The organism is Pseudomonas lactis (assembly GCF_001439845.1).
Classification (GTDB): Bacteria; Pseudomonadota; Gammaproteobacteria; order Pseudomonadales; family Pseudomonadaceae; genus Aquipseudomonas; species Aquipseudomonas lactis.
The window spans coordinates 189,422-204,545 of record NZ_JYLO01000006.1 but is presented as its reverse complement, the minus strand read 5'-3'; the positions used below and the strand labels follow the sequence as shown (position 1 = coordinate 204,545).

Below are 15,124 nucleotides of genomic sequence, written 5' to 3'. Positions count from 1 at the left end.
CTTTTTGCAACTACATTTAGTTACACGCAGGGAACGCCGTGTCCAAAAATGAAAAGCTGCTCGCCAAACTGCTCAATGAGCACATGGCATTTACCTGGTCTGAGCTCGTCACGTTATTACGCCGATTGGGATACACACAGATTGAAGGGGCCGGAAGCCGGGTCAAGTTCGACATGGGCGACCCCAGTGCAATGATCACCCTGCACAAGCCTCACCCCGGCAACGAACTGAAACACTACATTCGGCGCCAGATCATCGAACAATTGAAATCAGGAGAACTGATTCCATGAATAACCAACTGAAACACAAAGGCTACATCGGCTCCATCGAAGCCAGCCTCGAAGACAACTGCCTGTTCGGCAAGATCCTCTTCATCAAGGCGCTGGTGAGCTACGAAGGCAAGACCGTCGCTGAACTGGACACGGCTTTCCGTGAAGCCGTGGATGATTATCTAGCCACTTGCCAGAGCCTGGGCCAAACGCCCGAGAAACCGTGCAAAGGTTCATTCAACGTACGCGTCGGGCATGACTTGCATCTGGCCGCAGCCCTGGCGGCAACCCGTAAGAAAGTGACGTTGAATGATCTCACGCGTCAAGCGCTGAACGAATTTCTGCAGCATCACTACCCAGAGCCATGCCCGACGATTGGCTGACTATCCTAATCGCCGGTAACCCAATACCGCCGAGCCCGCTACCACCGCCCCCGCCGCCAGCGCCACCCAGAACCCGCTGGTGGCACCAAAATGGTCGATCATCCACCCCGAACTGGCAGCGCCAATGGCCACGCCGATGCTCAGGCCGGTGATCAGCCAGGTCATGCCTTCGGTCAGGCGGCTGGCCGGGACGATCTGCTCCACCATGGCCATCGACACAATCAAGGTGGGCGCGAAGAACAACCCGGAGATAAAGATGGCAGCGGCCAAGCCGGGAATATTGCTCACCAGCAGCAACGGCAAGGTGGTCAACGCCGTGGCTACGCCGCAGTACAGGAACTGACGTGGCAACGGTGCCTTGAGCTTGAGGGCACCGAAGGCCAACCCGGCCAGGCACGAACCAATGGCATACACCGACAGCACGATACTCGCCGCCGCCGGCTGGCCCTGATGCTGGGCGAAGGCCACGCTGACCACATCCACCACGCCGACAATCACGCCCATGGCCAGCAGCAAAATCATCAGGATCAATACCGATGGCGAAGCAATCAGCCAGCGACCGTGCGCGCCTTGATGCGCGTGTATCGGTGGTTCGGTTTGCCGTTGCAGCACAAAGGTGGTGACGCCCACCGCCAGCAACAGCGCCGCCACCAAGGGCCCGGCTTCTGGGAACACCGCCACGCTCAACCCCACCGAAATGGGCGGGCCGATGATGAAGCACACCTCATCGAGTACCGACTCCAGGGCAAACGCGGTTTGCAGCCTGGGCTGGCCACGGTACAACTCGGTCCAGCGCGCCCGCACCATAGCGGACATATTGGGCATGCAGCCCGCCAGCGCGGCGAACAGAAACAGCGTCCAATTCGGCGCCTGCAACCGCGTACACAGCAGCAACATCAATAGCGCCCCGCCGCCGATCAGCGCCGCAACCGGCAGCACCCTGCCCTGGCCGTAGCGGTCTACCCAACGTGACACTTGCGGCGCGCAAATCGCCGTGGCCAGGGCAAACACCGCCGCCACCGAACCGGCCAGGCCATAGCCGCCATGTACTTGGGACAGCATGGTAATCAGGCCGATGCCGGTCATGGATATCGGCATGCGTGCCAGCATGCCGGCGAGTACAAAGGCCCTGGCACCGGGGACCTGGAATAATTCAGCGTAGGGGTTTGCCATCCTGCTTGACCTCTTGCTCGACGCCCTGGGCTTGCTATCTGAAACCATCAGGGCAGAATACATACGGTGCGTATGTGGCAGATCATGCTTCGCATACGCAGCGTATGTCAATCACTTAGCCAAGAGACGCCCATGAGCCGAGCCCGAGCTGAAATGATCGAAGACACCCGCGCCCGCCTGATAGCGAGCGCGCGCCGGGCCTTCGCCACCCAAGGCTATGCCAATACCTCGATGGATGACTTCACTGCTAGCGCCGGGCTGACGCGCGGTGCGCTGTATCATCACTTTGGTGACAAAAAAGGGCTGCTGGCAGCGGTGGTCGCTCAACTGGACAGCGAGATGGACGTGCGCTTGCAACGCATCTCGGAGCAGGCCGTAGAGCCTTGGAGTGGTTTTTGCGAGCGCTGCCGGGCTTATCTGCGCATGGCCCAGGACCCGGAAATCCAGCGCATTGTATTGCAGGATGCCCCGGCGGTACTGGGCGACACCGGCTCCCAGCAACACTGCGTGGAGTCCTTGCGCCAATTGCTGGAGGCCCTGATGCAAGCGGGCCTGATGCCTACGGCCTCCAGCCACGCACTGGCGCAGTTGATCAACGGCAGCCTGGTTAATACCGCGTTGTGGATTGCCCGGGATGAGCACCCGAGTACACGGCTGGAGGAAGGCTTGCAAGGCCTGGAGTTGCTCTTGCGCGGCCTGAGCCTCACACCAACCGCTTGATCTGCTTATGCCGCCACACCAAGCGGTAATAGGCGATCTGCAACACCAGCATCGCCAGGTAGGTCACCGGAAATGCCATCCACACCCCTTCCAATCCGAAGTGGGCATTGAACAGATAGGCCATTGGCAGTTCCACGCAGAGCACGCAGAAGATCGAGATCGCCACCGGCATCAGCACCACGCCGCTGGCGCGCATGATGCCGCCAATCACCGCCTGGAAGCCAAATACGAGGATGCTCCAGAGCATGATGTGCAGCAGGTGTTCGGCCCGCACCCGTGCGCTGTCGTCGGTGATGAACAGGCCCAGCAACCAGTGGGACAGCCCATAGCCGAGCACGATCAAGCCACCGGTAAGGCACAGGTTGATCACCAGCCCCGTGCGCAGGATCGGCCCGATACGCTCCAGGCGCCCGGCGCCAATCGCCTGGGCGCCGAGGATCGAGGCGGTAATGGCAATCGACAGCGCCGGGAACTGCACATAGTTGACGATCTGCGTCACCGCGCCATAGGCCGCCGTGGCCTGGGAACCGTGGCCGTTGACCAAGGCCAGGATGACCAGTTCCGACAGCGACAACACCACCATCTGCAAGCCCGTCGGCAGGCCGATACGCAGGACTTTGCCGAGGATGACGCGGTCCAGGCGCAAGGCGGCAAGCAGCTCGCGGTCTGGCGCCATCACGTGGTTTTTGTGGCGCAGGCGCAGGATCAGAAACAGCATCGCCAAGGCGTTACCCACCAGCCCGGCATACACCGCACTCTGGATGCCCATGGGTGGCAGGCCGATCCAGCCGCGAATCAGCGCAGGCGTCAGCAGCAAGCCCACCAGGGTCGAGACCATCAATGCCAGCAACGGCGAAATCGTGTCGCTGACGCCACGCAGCAGTTGGGTATAGAGGATAAACACCAGCAGCAACGGCATGATCAACATCATCATCTGGGCGTAGCCCACCGCATCGTCGAGCACATCGACCGGCGTGCCCAACGCCTGCAATGCCGGGCGCGCAAACAGGCTGCCCAGCACGGCGGCCACCAGGCCCACCAACGCGCCCAAGGTCAGGGTGGCACCGGTAATCACCTTGACCATTCCGGTCTCCTGGGCGCCCCATGCCTGGCCGATCAACACCGAGGCGCCCGCCCCCAGGCCGATCACCAGGGCGATAAAGAAAAACACGATGGGAAACATCCCCGACACCGCGGCCAAGGCCTGGGTGCCCAGCATCTGGCCGACGTAAATGCCGTTGAGGGTGCCGGAAAAGCTCTGCAGGAAATTGGACAGCACCATCGGTGCCAGGAACAACAGGTAGATTTGCCACAGCGGGCGTTGCAAAGGGTTTTGCATGAAAAACGGGGCCTCGAATGACGAAAGCGTCTCAGGGTTATACCGTAACTGGATCCAATATGCTGTTGTGAGGGCTTGACTTAACCACCAAAGGTTTGCGACGGCCTGTGCAATGTCGGATCAAACGGATTGAGCCGCGGCCCGATGGCCGCCGCCTCGCGCTTGAGCAACTCCACCACCATCGGCAAGCGGCTCGGTCCCAGACGGTCGCTGATGGTCGCCACGCTCAATGCCGCGACCGCGTACCCGTCTCGGTTGAGAATCGGCACCGCCAGCCCCGCCATGCCTTCCAGCACACCGGTGTTGCGTGCCGCATAACCCAGGTTGCGCACACTCTCCACTTCGGAGCGCAGCAGCACTTCGTCATACAGGTGGAAATCCTTGAGCCGTGGCAGGTTGTAGCGGATCACCGTCTCGCGCTCCTCTTCCGGCAAAAACGCCAGGATCGCCAGGCTGCCCTGCCCCACGCCCAGGGCCACGCGCCCGCCGATATCACCGGTGAAGGTACGGATCGGGTACGGGCCCTCGCTGCGGTCCAGGCAAATGGCGTCGAAGCCTGAGCGCGCCAGCAAGAAGAGCGAGTCGCCCAGCGAAGCGCTCAGGCGCAACAGGCTGGGGCGCACCAGGTCGCGCAGGTTACCGGTCTTGCCTGCGTTGGCCGCCAACGCGAAGAACTCCAGGCTCAGGCGATAGCGTTTGCTGCGCACATCCTGCTCAACCATGCCTTCCTCCATAAGGCTGCGCAGCAGGCGATGAGTGGTGGGTTGGGACAAGCCCACCTGTCGGGCGAGCTGGGTAACCCGCTCGCCCCCCTCCGGCACCTCCCCCAAGGCTCGCAGCACGGCAAACAATCGGGACACGCTGCCCGCACCGATATCCTTGCCGCCGTTATTCCGCTCAATGGAATCCATAACACCTAATTTCGCTAATAATTCTGCTCAATGAATAAATATTAAAATAGTAGTCCGCTGAGTGAAATTCTATCTTCCACCCATCCTAGTCTTCGTCCTAATCTGCGTCCACAGGGGCGAAATGAACAACAACCGGCAGCCGACTTGAGATCGAGCGCCAACGCACCGGCACCGCACTTTTCGCATCTGCCCAAAACAAGAAAGCGCGTATTTGACGCGACTGAATAAAGGTGGAAAGCAGACATGGCATTTCTCCAACTCAAGGCCTTGAGCAAACGCTATGGCGCCGTCGACGCGGTGGTCGCCACTGATCTGGCGGTGGAACAAGGCGAATTCGTTTCCCTGCTTGGCCCTTCAGGCTGTGGCAAGACCACCACCCTGCAAATGATCGCCGGTTTCGTCGACGTCAGCGGTGGCCAGATCCTGCTCGACGGTCGCGACATTACCCACGCCAAACCGGCCAGCCGTGGCCTGGGCGTGGTGTTTCAGAGCTACGCGCTGTTCCCGCATATGAGCGTGCGCGACAACGTCGCCTTCGGCCTGAAGATGCGCAAGGTGCCAGCGGCCGACATCGCCACCCGCGTCAACAGCGTGCTGGAGCTGGTGCGCCTGGCCCCACATGCCGAGCGCTACCCTCGTGAGCTGTCCGGTGGCCAGCGTCAGCGCGTGGCCCTGGCCCGTGCGCTGGTGATCGAACCGCCGGTGTTGTTGCTCGATGAGCCGCTGTCCAACCTCGACGCCAACCTGCGCGAAGAGATGCAATTTGAAATCCGACGTATCCAGTGCGCGGTAGGTATTACCACCCTGATGGTCACCCATGACCAGGCCGAAGCCCTGTCCATCAGCGACCGTGTGGTGGTGATGCAGGCCGGGCGTGTGACCCAGATCGACGCGCCTTACAAGCTCTATGAGCACCCGCGCACGCGTTTTATCTCAGACTTCGTGGGCAAGGCCAATCTGCTGGCCGGCGATTACGACGCGCTCGGCATCCCTCAAGTGCGCCATGACGGTGGCAAAGGCGAACTGACCCTGAGCCTACGCCCGGAAAAAATCCAACTGGTGGACGCGGGCACTGGGCGAATGCCAGGCACAGTGCTGGACCGCTACTTTTTCGGCAGCCAATGGCTGTACCGCGTCCACACCGCCCTTGGCGAAATCACCGTTGTGCGCAGTAACGACGGCAGCGCGCCCTTGGCTAACGGCGCGGCGGTGGGCCTGCAATGGCAGGCCGATTTGCTGCGCGTACTGGCGACCGATGAGGTGCACCCATGAGTCGTGGTTACCTGCTCTCGCTGCCTGCACTGGTGCTGTTTGCCGGGCTTTTGATCATGCCGCTGGGCCTGACCCTGGTGCTGTCGTTCAATGTGTTCGACTACCAAGTGGGCGTGAAGGCCGATGAGTGGACCCTGGCCCATTACGGGGCGCTGTTGAGCGACGCCTACTTCTACGAGATTTTCTGGCGCACGTTCTGGATCAGTGCCCTGGTAACGCTGCTGTGCGTGGTGATCGGCGTACCGGAGGCCTACATTCTCAGCCGCATGGGCACGCCGTGGCGCTCGATCTTCCTGATCGTGATCCTCACGCCGCTGCTGATTTCGGTGGTGGTGCGTGCGTTTGGCTGGAGCCTGTTGCTCGGCGCCGACGGCCTGGTCAACCAGGTGATCCAGGCCCTCGGCGGGCGCCCGATGAAGCTTCTGTATACGCCGTTCGCCGTGATCATTGCGTTGGTGCACGTGATGCTGCCGTTCATGATTATCCCGGTGTGGACCTCGCTGCAAAAACTCGACCCCTCGGCCGAACAGGCGGCGTTGTCCCTGGGCGCCAGCCAAGCCACGGTGATGCGCAAGATTGTGCTGCCCCAAGTGATGCCCGGTGTGCTGTCCGGCACCCTGATCGTGTTCGGTTTGGCTGCCAGCTCCTTTGCGATCCCCGGTCTGCTGGGTGGGCGACGCCTGAAGATGGTCGCCACCGTGGTGTACGACCAATACCTCTCGGAACTCAACTGGCCCATGGGCGCGACCCTCGCGGTGGCGCTGCTGTTGGTCAATCTGCTGATCATGCTGAGCTGGAACCGCATGGTCGAAGGCCGCTACAAAAAGTCCCTGGGAGTTTAAGCGCATGTCCAGAAATGGTCCTTTGGCCCTCGGTTTCCATGCCGTGGTGGTGCTGTTCATGATGGCGCCACTGGTGGTGGTGTGCCTGGTGGCATTCACACCAGAGAACACCTTGAGCCTGCCCACGTCGGGCTTCTCCCTGCGCTGGTTTCGCGCGGTGTTCGAACGCGCCGACTTTATCCAGGCGTTCTACAACAGCCTGATCCTGGCCTTCACTGCCGCCACCCTGGCGACCCTGATCGCGGTGCCGGCGGCCCTGGCGATCAGTCGCTATTCGTTCCCGGGGCGCAACTTCTTCAGTGCGCTGTTCCTGTCGCCCATCATCATTCCGCACCTGGTGCTGGGGGTGGCGATGCTGCGCCTGTTTGCGCTGATGGGCGTGAACGGCAGCTTTACCTGGCTGATGCTCGCACACGTGGTGATCATCACCCCCTATGTGTTGCGCCTGGTATTGGCGGCGGCCATCGGCATTGATCGCAGTGCCGAGCAGGCCGCCGAATCCCTCGGCGCCGGGCGCTTTACGCTGTTCCGGCAGATCACCCTGCCGATGATTTTGCCCGGTGTGGCCGGTGGGTGGTTGCTGGCGTTCATCAACAGTTTCGATGAAGTGACCCTGTCGATTTTCGTCAGCTCACCGGCCACGCAAACCCTGCCGGTGCGCATGTACGTGTACGCCACCGAGTCCATCGACCCGATGATGGCGGCCGTGTCGGCGCTGGTCATCGCACTGACGGCAGCGACCATGATTGTGCTCGACCGGGTCTACGGCCTGGACCGCGTGCTGGTGGGGAAACACTGATGGCCTTGTTCAAGCGACTGAGCGAAACCCAACGCCCTGCCCTGGCCTTCACCCTTGACGGCCAGCCCGCCACAGGGTTGCTCGGCGATACCCTGCTGACCGCCATACTGACCTGCGCCGAGCACCTGCGCAGCAGCGATTTCAGTGCCGAGCGCCGCGCCGGGTTTTGCCTGATGGGCGCGTGCCAGGATTGTTGGGTGCGCCTGGCCGATGGGCGGCGGGTGCGCGCCTGTTCGACCCTGCTGGAAGAAGGCCAGGCGATCAGCCGTGATCCGGGGCGCCAGCCATGAAGCCGGTAGTGATAGTGGGAGCAGGCCCGGCGGGAATCAGCGCGGCGCGCACCTTGCTCGACCATGGCATCACACCGTGCCTGGTGGATGAGAGCCCGCGCGGTGGCGGGCAGATTTATCGGCGCCAACCCCCAGGGTTCCAACGCTCTGCCCGGCAGATCTACGGGTTTGAAGCGCGCAAGGCCCAAGCCGTGCACCAAACCATGGATGAACTGGCAGCGCTGATCGACTACCGGCCGGACACCTTGGTGTGGAATGCCGAGGACGGTCGCCTGGACATGCTCAATAACGGGCGCGCCGGCAGCCTCGAATACGCGCAGGTGATAGTCGCCACCGGCGCCACCGACCGTATCCTGCCGGTGCCGGGCTGGACATTGCCCGGTGTCTACAGCCTGGGCGCGGCGCAAATTGCCTTGAAGTACCAAGGCTGCGCGATTGGCGAACGCGTGGTGTTTTGTGGCTCCGGGCCGTTGCTCTATTTGGTCGCTTACCAATACGCAAAGGCCGGCGCCAAGGTGCTCGCTGTACTCGACAGTGCGCCGCTGAGTGCCCAGTGCCGGGCCTTGCCGGCGCTGCTCAGGCAACCGGCAACCCTGGCCAAGGGTATGTATTACCGCGCCTGGCTGACCGCCCACGGGGTTCCCGTGCATCAGGGCGCAATGCTCAAGCAGATCGACGGCGACCAACGGGTGCGTGGCATTCGCTTCGGCGAACAGACCCTGCCATGCGATGCGGTAGCCTTCGCCCATGCCCTGCGCAGCGAAACGCAATTGGCCGATCTGCTCGGCTGTGAGTTTGCCTGGAACCCGCTCAATCGCGCCTGGCTGCCGCAACGTGACAGCGCCGGGCGCAGCAGTGTCGAAGGGGTGTACCTGGCGGGCGACGGCGCCGGCATCATGGGCGCCGATGCCGCGCACATGGCCGGCGAATGCGCCGCGCTGGCGCTGCTGGAGGATACCGGTGTCGTGGTCGACCAACACCGCCGGGCCACACTGGAGCGGCAGTTGGCGCGTATCCAGCACTTTCGCCAGGGCCTGGAAACCGCGTTCCCCTTCCCTGAGCACTGGGCCGCGCAAGCGCCAGACGAACTGATCCTGTGCCGCTGCGAAGAGGTCAGCGTCGGCGAGGTGCGCGCCGTGGTGGATGAAGGCCACTGGGAAATCAACCGGGTCAAAGCCCATTGCCGCGTCGGCATGGGCCGCTGCCAGGGGCGGATGTGCGGGCTGGCGGCGGCGGAAATCGTCGCCGAGCGCAGCGGCCGCGACCTCCCCCAGATCGGGCGCTTGCGGGGCCAGGCGCCGATCAAGCCGCTGCCGTTTGGCGTGCGGGTGCAGCCATGATCGACGCAATCGTCTTGGGGGGCGGCATCGTCGGGGCTTCGGCGGCCTTGATTCTCGCGCAAAAAGGCCAGCGGGTGGCACTGGTAGAACGGGATTTTTGTGGCTCGCATTCCAGCGGCGTCAATTACGGCGGCGTGCGGCGCCAGGGGCGGCCCTTGCATCAGTTGCCGCTGTCGCAGCGCGCCCATCAACTGTGGGCCGACCTGCCCGGGTTGATTGGTATCGAGGGTGAATACGTGCGCTCCGGGCATTTGAAGCTGGCACGCAGCCTTGGGGATTTTGCCGCACTGCAAGCCTACGCCGAGCAGACCCGTGGCTTCGACCTGGGCCTGCAACTGCTGGACCGCAGCGAGTTACGCAGGCGTTTCCCCTGGGTGGGCGACGTGGCAGTGGGCGCCTCGTTGTGCCCCGATGACGGGCATGCCAACCCGCGCCTGGTGGCCCCGGCCTTTGCCCGTGCCGCCCAGCGCCATGGCGCTGCGGTGTACGAGCAAGCCGAGGTAATCGGCATCGAGCACGACAGCCGGCTATTCCAGGTGCACTGCGCCAACGGCCTGCACTTGCAAGCGCCGTGGCTGCTCAACTGCGCGGGCGCCTGGGCCGGCAAGGTCGCAGCGCAATTGGGCGAGCCGGTGCCGATCATCTCGGCGCACCCGGCGATGCTGGTCACCGAGCCGCTGCCGGGGGTGATGACCGTCAGCACCGGCGTCGAGGGTGGCGGCATCTATGCGCGGCAAGTCGCCCGCGGCAATTGCATTCTCGGTGGCGGGCGCGGCTTTGCCCTGGGCCCGCAGCAGGCCAGGCCGGGCCAGGCAGCGGTGCTGGAGATTCTGCGTAATGCCGGCGAACTCTACCCGTTTCTCCAGGGTGCCCAGGCCATTCGCACCTGGAGTGGCACCGAAGGTTACCTGCCCGACCACGAACCGGTGATCGGCCCCAGCAGTACCCAACCCGGCCTGCTCCACGGTTTCGGCTTTGCCGGCGCCGGGTTCCAGCTCGGCCCCGCCGTCGGTGAAGCCTTGGCAGAGATCGTCTGCGACGGCACCAGCCGCCAACCCATCGAAGCGTTTTCCATCCGTCGTTTCCAAGCCTGAGAGGAAAAACTCCATGCAATCACGTCTCGCGTTGTCCTGCTTGTCCCTCGCCTTGCTGACCGGCACGGCCCATGCCGCCCCCACGCTGTACCTGGGCATGAACGGCGGCACCATGGAACGGGTGTACGCCGACAAGGTGCTGCCCGCCTTCGAAAAGGCCAATAACGTCAAGGTCGTGATCGTACCCGGCACCTCCTCGGACATCCTCGCCAAGGTCCAGGCCAACAAGGCCAACCCACAGATGCATGTGATGTTCCTCGACGACGGCATCATGTACCGCGCCATCTCCATGGGCCTGTGCGACAAGCTCGCGCCGAGCCCGCCGCTGGAACAGATCCCGGCCAAGGCCCGAATCAAGGACGAGGCCGTGGCCGTGACCCTGGGCGTCACTGGCCTTGGCTACAACGCCAAGATGTTCAAGGACAAAGGCTGGGCCGCGCCCACCTCATGGATGGACCTGGCCGACCCGCGCTTCAAGGACAAAGTAGTGTTCCAGTCCCTGGCCTCCTCCACCTTCGGCCTGCATGGCTTCCTGATGTTCAACCGCATCCAGGGTGGCGACGAAACCAATGTGGAACCGGGCTTCAAGGCCTGGCCTAAGACCGTTGGCCCCAATGTGCTGGAATACATCGCCAGCTCCGCGAAAATCTCCGAGATGGTGCAGACCGATGAGGCCGCGATCTTCCCCCTGACCCCGACCCAGGTCGCCACACAAAAGCTGCTCGGCATACCGATGGAGTACGCGCAGCCCAAAGAAGGTGCGGTGGTGCTCAACGTGGCCGAATGCGTGATAGCGCGCAATGACCAGCCGGAACTGGCGCAGAAGCTCGCAGCGTTTTTGCTGACCGCCGAGGCCCAGGCGCCGGCGTTGGAAGAAGGTGACCAGATCCCGTCGAACCCGACCACACCCACCACCGACAAAACCCGGGCGCGGGTGGAGGCCATGCAGGGTTATCTGCAGACCGCCATTTCGATTGATTGGGACCAGGTCAACCAGGCACGGCCGCAGTGGAATGCGCGGTGGAGTCGGTCGATTGAGCGTTGAGGCTTAGCCCTGCGCAATCAGGGCCAGTTCTTCGCGGGTGCGACTGACGTGTGCACCGGCCTTGAGCAATTCGTCGACAGCCTGTACACCGCCCTCCTCGCTGATGCCTCGGCACGCCGGCAAATGCAGAACAACGTGCAAGCCGGCCTTGAGCAATTGCAACGCGGTGGTCTTGACGCAGTAATCCAGCGCCAGGCCGCCGACGATCACGCGGGCCACGCCGTGGGCCTTGAGGTACTCGATGACGCCGGTGGACAGTTTGTCGTGCAGGTCGTGGTAACAGGCGCCGTAGGGGTGCAGGTCGGGCTCGACCCCTTTCCAGATGAAGTAGTCGTAGTCATAGGGCGTGGGCAACTCATCGAGCAAGGTGAACCCCTCGGTGCCCGGCACGCAGTGGCTGACCCAGGTCACGTCGGCATGGACCAGGCCGGTGGGTTGCAGCATCTCGCTGTGTTGCGCGACCACCCAGGGCGCGTGGGGGGTGTGGGCGTCCTTGCTGCCGATGCGGTGGCCGGCGAGGCTGGCCATGTAGTTGAGTTCGGCACCAATGTGGTCGCCACCGGCCACTGGCAACTCGTCGGGGCATAAAGGCGTGAAGCTCTTCTGGGCGTCGACGTCGAATGAAGCGATGGCAGCTTTCGAAAGGCTCATGGTCGTTCTCGGGTGGTCTGCACGTACGAGCGCCTGAGGGCGAGCGTAGAAATCTTGAAGTATGGGACAGTTTACTGCGGGGATCGATGCTTTGCTGACTCACCTATTCTCAAGAACGCTGAAGTTCAAAGGTGGGAGCTGGCTTGCCTGCGATGATTGGAGTGAATCCACCAGCGCTATCGCAGGCAAGCCAGCTCCCACAGTTGGGTCAGCGTCAAACACTAGTTCATCCAATTGCCGCCATCAACGTTATAGGTCTGGGCCACCACATAATCGGCGTCCTTCGACGCCAGGAAGATCGCCATGCCGGTCAGGTCTTGCGCCGTGCCCATCCGCCCAAACGGCACCTCATCCCCTACGCGCTTTTTCTTCTCGCCAGGCGCCAGCCCTTCATGCCTGGCGAACAGCGCATCCACCCCATCCCAATGCTCACCGTCCACCACACCGGGGGCGATGGCATTCACATTGATGCCTTGCTTGATCAGGTTCAACCCCGCCGATTGCGTCAGGCTGATCACCGCCGCCTTGGTCGCGCAATAGACCGCTACCAACGGCTCGCCGCGCCGCCCGGCCTGGCTGGCCATGTTGATGATCTTGCCGCCATGCCCTTGGCTGATCATCTGCCGGGCTGCGGCCTGCAGGGTGAACAGGGTGCCGGCGACGTTGATCGAGAACAGCCGTTCAAAGCTGTCGCGGGTGATGTCGACGATGGGGGCCAGGTCGAACAGGGCGGCGTTGTTGATCAGGATATCGAGCTTGCCCGCATGGCTCACCACCGTGGCGACGGCCGCGTCGATGGAGGCTTGGTCGGTGACGTCCATCGCCACGGCGTAAGCCTGCGGCCCCAGTTCAGCGGCGGTGGCTTGGGCCTGTTGCAGGTTGATGTCGGCAATGGCTACCGTGGCGCCTTCAGCGATGTAGGCCTGGGCAAACGCACGGCCAATGCCACGCGCCGATCCGGTGATCAGCGCGCTTTTACCTTCGAGTCGTTTCATGGGGTCTCCTGAAAAAGTTATTGCCGGTAGCCGGTGAGCGTCGCCGAGAACAGCTTGCCGCCCCTTGTTGTTGAGCCTCGATTACAGCAGCTTGGCCTGCCGCGTCACAAACGGCTGGCGAATGCGAGGCTGATACTTTTTTAACCTGAGGCACAGGATCAAAAAAGTATCAGTCTCAGGCGAAACCGTGGCTAGCGCACCGATTGCCAGTGAGGGTATTTTGAGAAAATTGCACCATTACAAGAGGCAGCACCATGCCCATCAGCCCCGCCACCCTGTTCGAGCACCGCCCTGCGGAGCTTGAGGTGATCCTGCCCGAACCGGAACACGGCTTTCGCTGGTTCGAACATGACTATCCCTATGAATTGGCGCGCTGGAACCATCATCCTGAATTCGAAATCCACCTGATCCGCCAAGGCAGCGGCAAGCTGGTGGCGGGCGACTATATCGGTGCGTTCAGCGCCGGGCATGTCGCGCTGATCGGCCCTGGCCTGCCCCACGACTGGATCGGTGACCTGGCCCCCGGCGAATACCAGCACGGACGCGATGTGGTACTGCAATTCGACGGCGCCGCCCTGCTCGCCCTGCGCACCACCCTGCCTGAGCTCGGTGATTTACAGTCACTGTTTGCACGGGCGCGACGGGGCATAGAATTCACCGGCGAGACCGCAACGAGCGCGGCAGGGCTGATGGAGGCCATCGGCAGCGCCCATGGGTTGCAACGCCTGACCCTGTTCCTGCAACTGCTCGACACCCTGAAGAACGCACCGCCTGCACAGGCCAATACCCTGGCCAGCCCGTGCTACGCACCGACCCTGGATGCGCGCAGTGCCGAACGTATCAACAAGGCGTTTGACTACCTGATGCGGGAGTTGACCGGCGATGTACGCCTGTCGGATATCGCCCGGCAACTGGGCATGAGCGAACCGGGCTTTTCGCGGTTTTTCAAGCGCAACACCGGCCATGGCTTTATCGACCTGATGCGCAAGTTCCGGGTGCAGCGTGCCTGCCGCTTGCTGTTGCACAGCCAGATGTCAGTGGCGGACATCTGCTTTGAGGTGGGCTACGCCAACCTGTCGAATTTCAACCGCCACTTTCGTATCGAAATGCACCAGACGCCGAGTGAATACCGGCGGCAGGCTGCACTTCAATTATTCAACTGAGCCAGTTCCCGTTGTGCCAGGCGAGCAACCTGCAACTCATTCATGGCACGGTCGCGCTCCTGGTCTTCCAGAAACCAGGCGGCGGACAACCCGGCATGAGCCACCACCCATTGCAACAAGCGTGGACGCGAGAGACCCGCCGCCAAGGCGATAACCCCGACCTGGCGGCTGAAACGCAGCGGGTCGCTACTGGTCGGCAAATCCGGGTTGCAGATCAAATTAGCGTAATCGTAACCGCGCTCGCCCATCACCCGCTTTGGATCAATCGCCAGCCAGCCCCGAGAGCCAAAGTCGAGGATATTGTCGTGATGGCAATCACCATGCAGTACCACCATCTCCTGTTGCGCAGCCAGCAATGTGCGGGCCATTACCGCGCAGTCGCGTAAGGCGCCACCCTCCTGCTCGGCGGCGTGCCACAAGGAACTGAACCACTCGTCCAGCCCCACCAACCCTTCGGGCGGCGACGCACGAGGCGAATGCAGCCGGGCCAGGGTGGCGCAGGCTATCTGGCTGGCTTCGTCGTCCTGGCCATTGAGGGCCATGCGCATCAAGGAACCTGGCCCCATGGCGCGTTCCATCAACACTGCGGTGTGGTCATGGGCGAATACGCGTGCCGCGCCGTCACCTGCCCACCAGCTCAACAGGCGGCCGCCGAGTTTTTCTTCAGGGGTATGGGCAATTTTCAGCATCGCCGGCACGCCTTGCCAGCGCACCGGCAAGAGGTGGCTGCCCGGTGTGACGATAGGCTCTCCATCGACACTCAGGTTCCAGGCACGCAGGTAGTGTTCGAACATCGGGTTCCTCCACAGGGTTGGCGCGTCAGGATGACAGAAATCCC

General features: G+C 62.6%; 17 protein-coding genes. 11 read left to right on the top strand and 6 right to left on the bottom strand.

Annotation, left to right across the window (positions count from 1 at the left end):
• Positions 1 to 38: 38 nt before the first annotated feature.
• Both TX24_RS11860 and TX24_RS11855 read left to right on the top strand, forming a co-directional pair.
• Positions 39 to 290, top strand: coding sequence for a type II toxin-antitoxin system HicA family toxin (locus TX24_RS11860; RefSeq protein ID WP_003191939.1), 252 nt, complete (start codon positions 39 to 41; stop codon positions 288 to 290).
• Positions 287 to 652 carry a type II toxin-antitoxin system HicB family antitoxin gene (locus tag TX24_RS11855; protein ID WP_003191942.1) on the top strand — a complete coding sequence of 122 codons (366 nt, stop codon included), beginning with the start codon at positions 287 to 289 and terminating at the stop codon, positions 650 to 652. The genes TX24_RS11860 and TX24_RS11855 overlap by 4 nt, the downstream gene beginning before the upstream one ends.
• Here the strand turns inward: TX24_RS11855 and TX24_RS11850 are convergent, their stop codons facing one another.
• Positions 653 to 1,825, bottom strand: coding sequence for an MFS transporter (locus tag TX24_RS11850; protein WP_003191943.1), 1,173 nt, complete (start codon positions 1,823 to 1,825; stop codon positions 653 to 655).
• Positions 1,826 to 1,957: 132 nt separating this feature from the next.
• On the opposite strand from TX24_RS11850, the gene TX24_RS11845 reads away from it, so the two are divergent.
• Entirely contained in the window at positions 1,958 to 2,545 is a 588-nt protein-coding gene (locus TX24_RS11845) for a TetR/AcrR family transcriptional regulator (RefSeq protein ID WP_057710389.1), read from the top strand.
• Here the strand turns inward: TX24_RS11845 and TX24_RS11840 are convergent.
• Positions 2,529 to 3,884, bottom strand: coding sequence for an MATE family efflux transporter (locus TX24_RS11840; protein ID WP_014718827.1), 1,356 nt, complete (start codon positions 3,882 to 3,884; stop codon positions 2,529 to 2,531). The two genes, TX24_RS11845 and TX24_RS11840, sit on opposite strands and share 17 nt — an antisense overlap.
• An 80-nt stretch (positions 3,885 to 3,964) precedes the next feature.
• Positions 3,965 to 4,795 (bottom strand): IclR family transcriptional regulator, encoded by an 831-nt coding sequence (locus TX24_RS11835; RefSeq protein WP_057710388.1) that lies wholly within the window; start codon positions 4,793 to 4,795, stop codon positions 3,965 to 3,967.
• Positions 4,796 to 5,038: 243 nt separating this feature from the next.
• Here TX24_RS11835 and TX24_RS11830 point away from each other — a divergent pair, with 243 nt between their 5' ends.
• The 7 genes from TX24_RS11830 to TX24_RS11800 are packed head-to-tail and all read left to right on the top strand — an operon-like array spanning position 5,039 to position 11,477.
• The gene (locus TX24_RS11830; RefSeq protein ID WP_057710387.1) at positions 5,039 to 6,067 is read left to right on the top strand and encodes an ABC transporter ATP-binding protein; all 1,029 of its coding nucleotides are present in this window, start codon (positions 5,039 to 5,041) and stop codon (positions 6,065 to 6,067) included.
• Complete coding sequence (locus TX24_RS11825) at positions 6,064 to 6,909, top strand: ABC transporter permease (protein WP_003191951.1); 846 nt, start codon at positions 6,064 to 6,066, stop codon at positions 6,907 to 6,909. Before TX24_RS11830 ends, TX24_RS11825 begins: the two co-directional genes overlap by 4 nt.
• A 4-nt stretch (positions 6,910 to 6,913) precedes the next feature.
• Entirely contained in the window at positions 6,914 to 7,708 is a 795-nt protein-coding gene (locus TX24_RS11820; RefSeq protein ID WP_003191953.1) for an ABC transporter permease, read from the top strand.
• Positions 7,708 to 7,998, top strand: a complete 291-nt coding sequence (locus TX24_RS11815; protein ID WP_003191955.1) for a (2Fe-2S)-binding protein — start codon at positions 7,708 to 7,710, stop codon at positions 7,996 to 7,998. Before TX24_RS11820 ends, TX24_RS11815 begins: the two co-directional genes overlap by 1 nt.
• Positions 7,995 to 9,338 (top strand): FAD-dependent oxidoreductase, encoded by a 1,344-nt coding sequence (locus TX24_RS11810; RefSeq protein ID WP_057710386.1) that lies wholly within the window; start codon positions 7,995 to 7,997, stop codon positions 9,336 to 9,338. The genes TX24_RS11815 and TX24_RS11810 overlap by 4 nt, the downstream gene beginning before the upstream one ends.
• Entirely contained in the window at positions 9,335 to 10,432 is a 1,098-nt protein-coding gene (locus tag TX24_RS11805; RefSeq protein WP_003191958.1) for an NAD(P)/FAD-dependent oxidoreductase, read from the top strand. The genes TX24_RS11810 and TX24_RS11805 overlap by 4 nt, the downstream gene beginning before the upstream one ends.
• Before the next feature lie 13 nt (positions 10,433 to 10,445).
• Positions 10,446 to 11,477, top strand: coding sequence for an ABC transporter substrate-binding protein (locus TX24_RS11800; RefSeq protein WP_057710385.1), 1,032 nt, complete (start codon positions 10,446 to 10,448; stop codon positions 11,475 to 11,477).
• A 3-nt stretch (positions 11,478 to 11,480) separates the two neighbouring features.
• Here TX24_RS11800 and TX24_RS11795 read toward each other — a convergent pair whose 3' ends face one another.
• Both TX24_RS11795 and TX24_RS11790 read right to left on the bottom strand, forming a co-directional pair.
• Positions 11,481 to 12,128, bottom strand: coding sequence for an isochorismatase family protein (locus tag TX24_RS11795; protein WP_003191960.1), 648 nt, complete (start codon positions 12,126 to 12,128; stop codon positions 11,481 to 11,483).
• 221 nt (positions 12,129 to 12,349) lie between these two features.
• A complete protein-coding gene (locus TX24_RS11790; protein WP_034134507.1) occupies positions 12,350 to 13,123 on the bottom strand; it encodes an L-iditol 2-dehydrogenase in 774 nt (257 codons plus the stop codon).
• 254 nt (positions 13,124 to 13,377) lie between these two features.
• Between TX24_RS11790 and TX24_RS11785 the strand changes: the two genes are divergently transcribed.
• Positions 13,378 to 14,286 carry an AraC family transcriptional regulator gene (locus TX24_RS11785; protein WP_057710384.1) on the top strand — a complete coding sequence of 303 codons (909 nt, stop codon included), beginning with the start codon at positions 13,378 to 13,380 and terminating at the stop codon, positions 14,284 to 14,286.
• Here the strand turns inward: TX24_RS11785 and TX24_RS11780 are convergent.
• Positions 14,271 to 15,080 carry an aminoglycoside phosphotransferase family protein gene (locus tag TX24_RS11780; protein WP_057710383.1) on the bottom strand — a complete coding sequence of 270 codons (810 nt, stop codon included), beginning with the start codon at positions 15,078 to 15,080 and terminating at the stop codon, positions 14,271 to 14,273. The genes TX24_RS11785 and TX24_RS11780 overlap by 16 nt on opposite strands.
• Between the last annotated feature and the right edge of the window lie 44 nt (positions 15,081 to 15,124).

Coding starts and splice junctions, on each gene's coding strand:
- TX24_RS11855 (WP_003191942.1), top strand. CDS start 287: ATGAATAACCAACTGAAACACAAAGGCTACATCGGCTCCATCGAAGCC.
- TX24_RS11850 (WP_003191943.1), bottom strand. CDS start 1,825: ATGGCAAACCCCTACGCTGAATTATTCCAGGTCCCCGGTGCCAGGGCC.
- TX24_RS11845 (WP_057710389.1), top strand. CDS start 1,958: ATGAGCCGAGCCCGAGCTGAAATGATCGAAGACACCCGCGCCCGCCTG.
- TX24_RS11840 (WP_014718827.1), bottom strand. CDS start 3,884: ATGCAAAACCCTTTGCAACGCCCGCTGTGGCAAATCTACCTGTTGTTC.
- TX24_RS11835 (WP_057710388.1), bottom strand. CDS start 4,795: ATGGATTCCATTGAGCGGAATAACGGCGGCAAGGATATCGGTGCGGGC.
- TX24_RS11830 (WP_057710387.1), top strand. CDS start 5,039: ATGGCATTTCTCCAACTCAAGGCCTTGAGCAAACGCTATGGCGCCGTC.
- TX24_RS11825 (WP_003191951.1), top strand. CDS start 6,064: ATGAGTCGTGGTTACCTGCTCTCGCTGCCTGCACTGGTGCTGTTTGCC.
- TX24_RS11820 (WP_003191953.1), top strand. CDS start 6,914: ATGTCCAGAAATGGTCCTTTGGCCCTCGGTTTCCATGCCGTGGTGGTG.
- TX24_RS11815 (WP_003191955.1), top strand. CDS start 7,708: ATGGCCTTGTTCAAGCGACTGAGCGAAACCCAACGCCCTGCCCTGGCC.
- TX24_RS11810 (WP_057710386.1), top strand. CDS start 7,995: ATGAAGCCGGTAGTGATAGTGGGAGCAGGCCCGGCGGGAATCAGCGCG.
- TX24_RS11805 (WP_003191958.1), top strand. CDS start 9,335: ATGATCGACGCAATCGTCTTGGGGGGCGGCATCGTCGGGGCTTCGGCG.
- TX24_RS11800 (WP_057710385.1), top strand. CDS start 10,446: ATGCAATCACGTCTCGCGTTGTCCTGCTTGTCCCTCGCCTTGCTGACC.
- TX24_RS11795 (WP_003191960.1), bottom strand. CDS start 12,128: ATGAGCCTTTCGAAAGCTGCCATCGCTTCATTCGACGTCGACGCCCAG.
- TX24_RS11790 (WP_034134507.1), bottom strand. CDS start 13,123: ATGAAACGACTCGAAGGTAAAAGCGCGCTGATCACCGGATCGGCGCGT.
- TX24_RS11785 (WP_057710384.1), top strand. CDS start 13,378: ATGCCCATCAGCCCCGCCACCCTGTTCGAGCACCGCCCTGCGGAGCTT.
- TX24_RS11780 (WP_057710383.1), bottom strand. CDS start 15,080: ATGTTCGAACACTACCTGCGTGCCTGGAACCTGAGTGTCGATGGAGAG.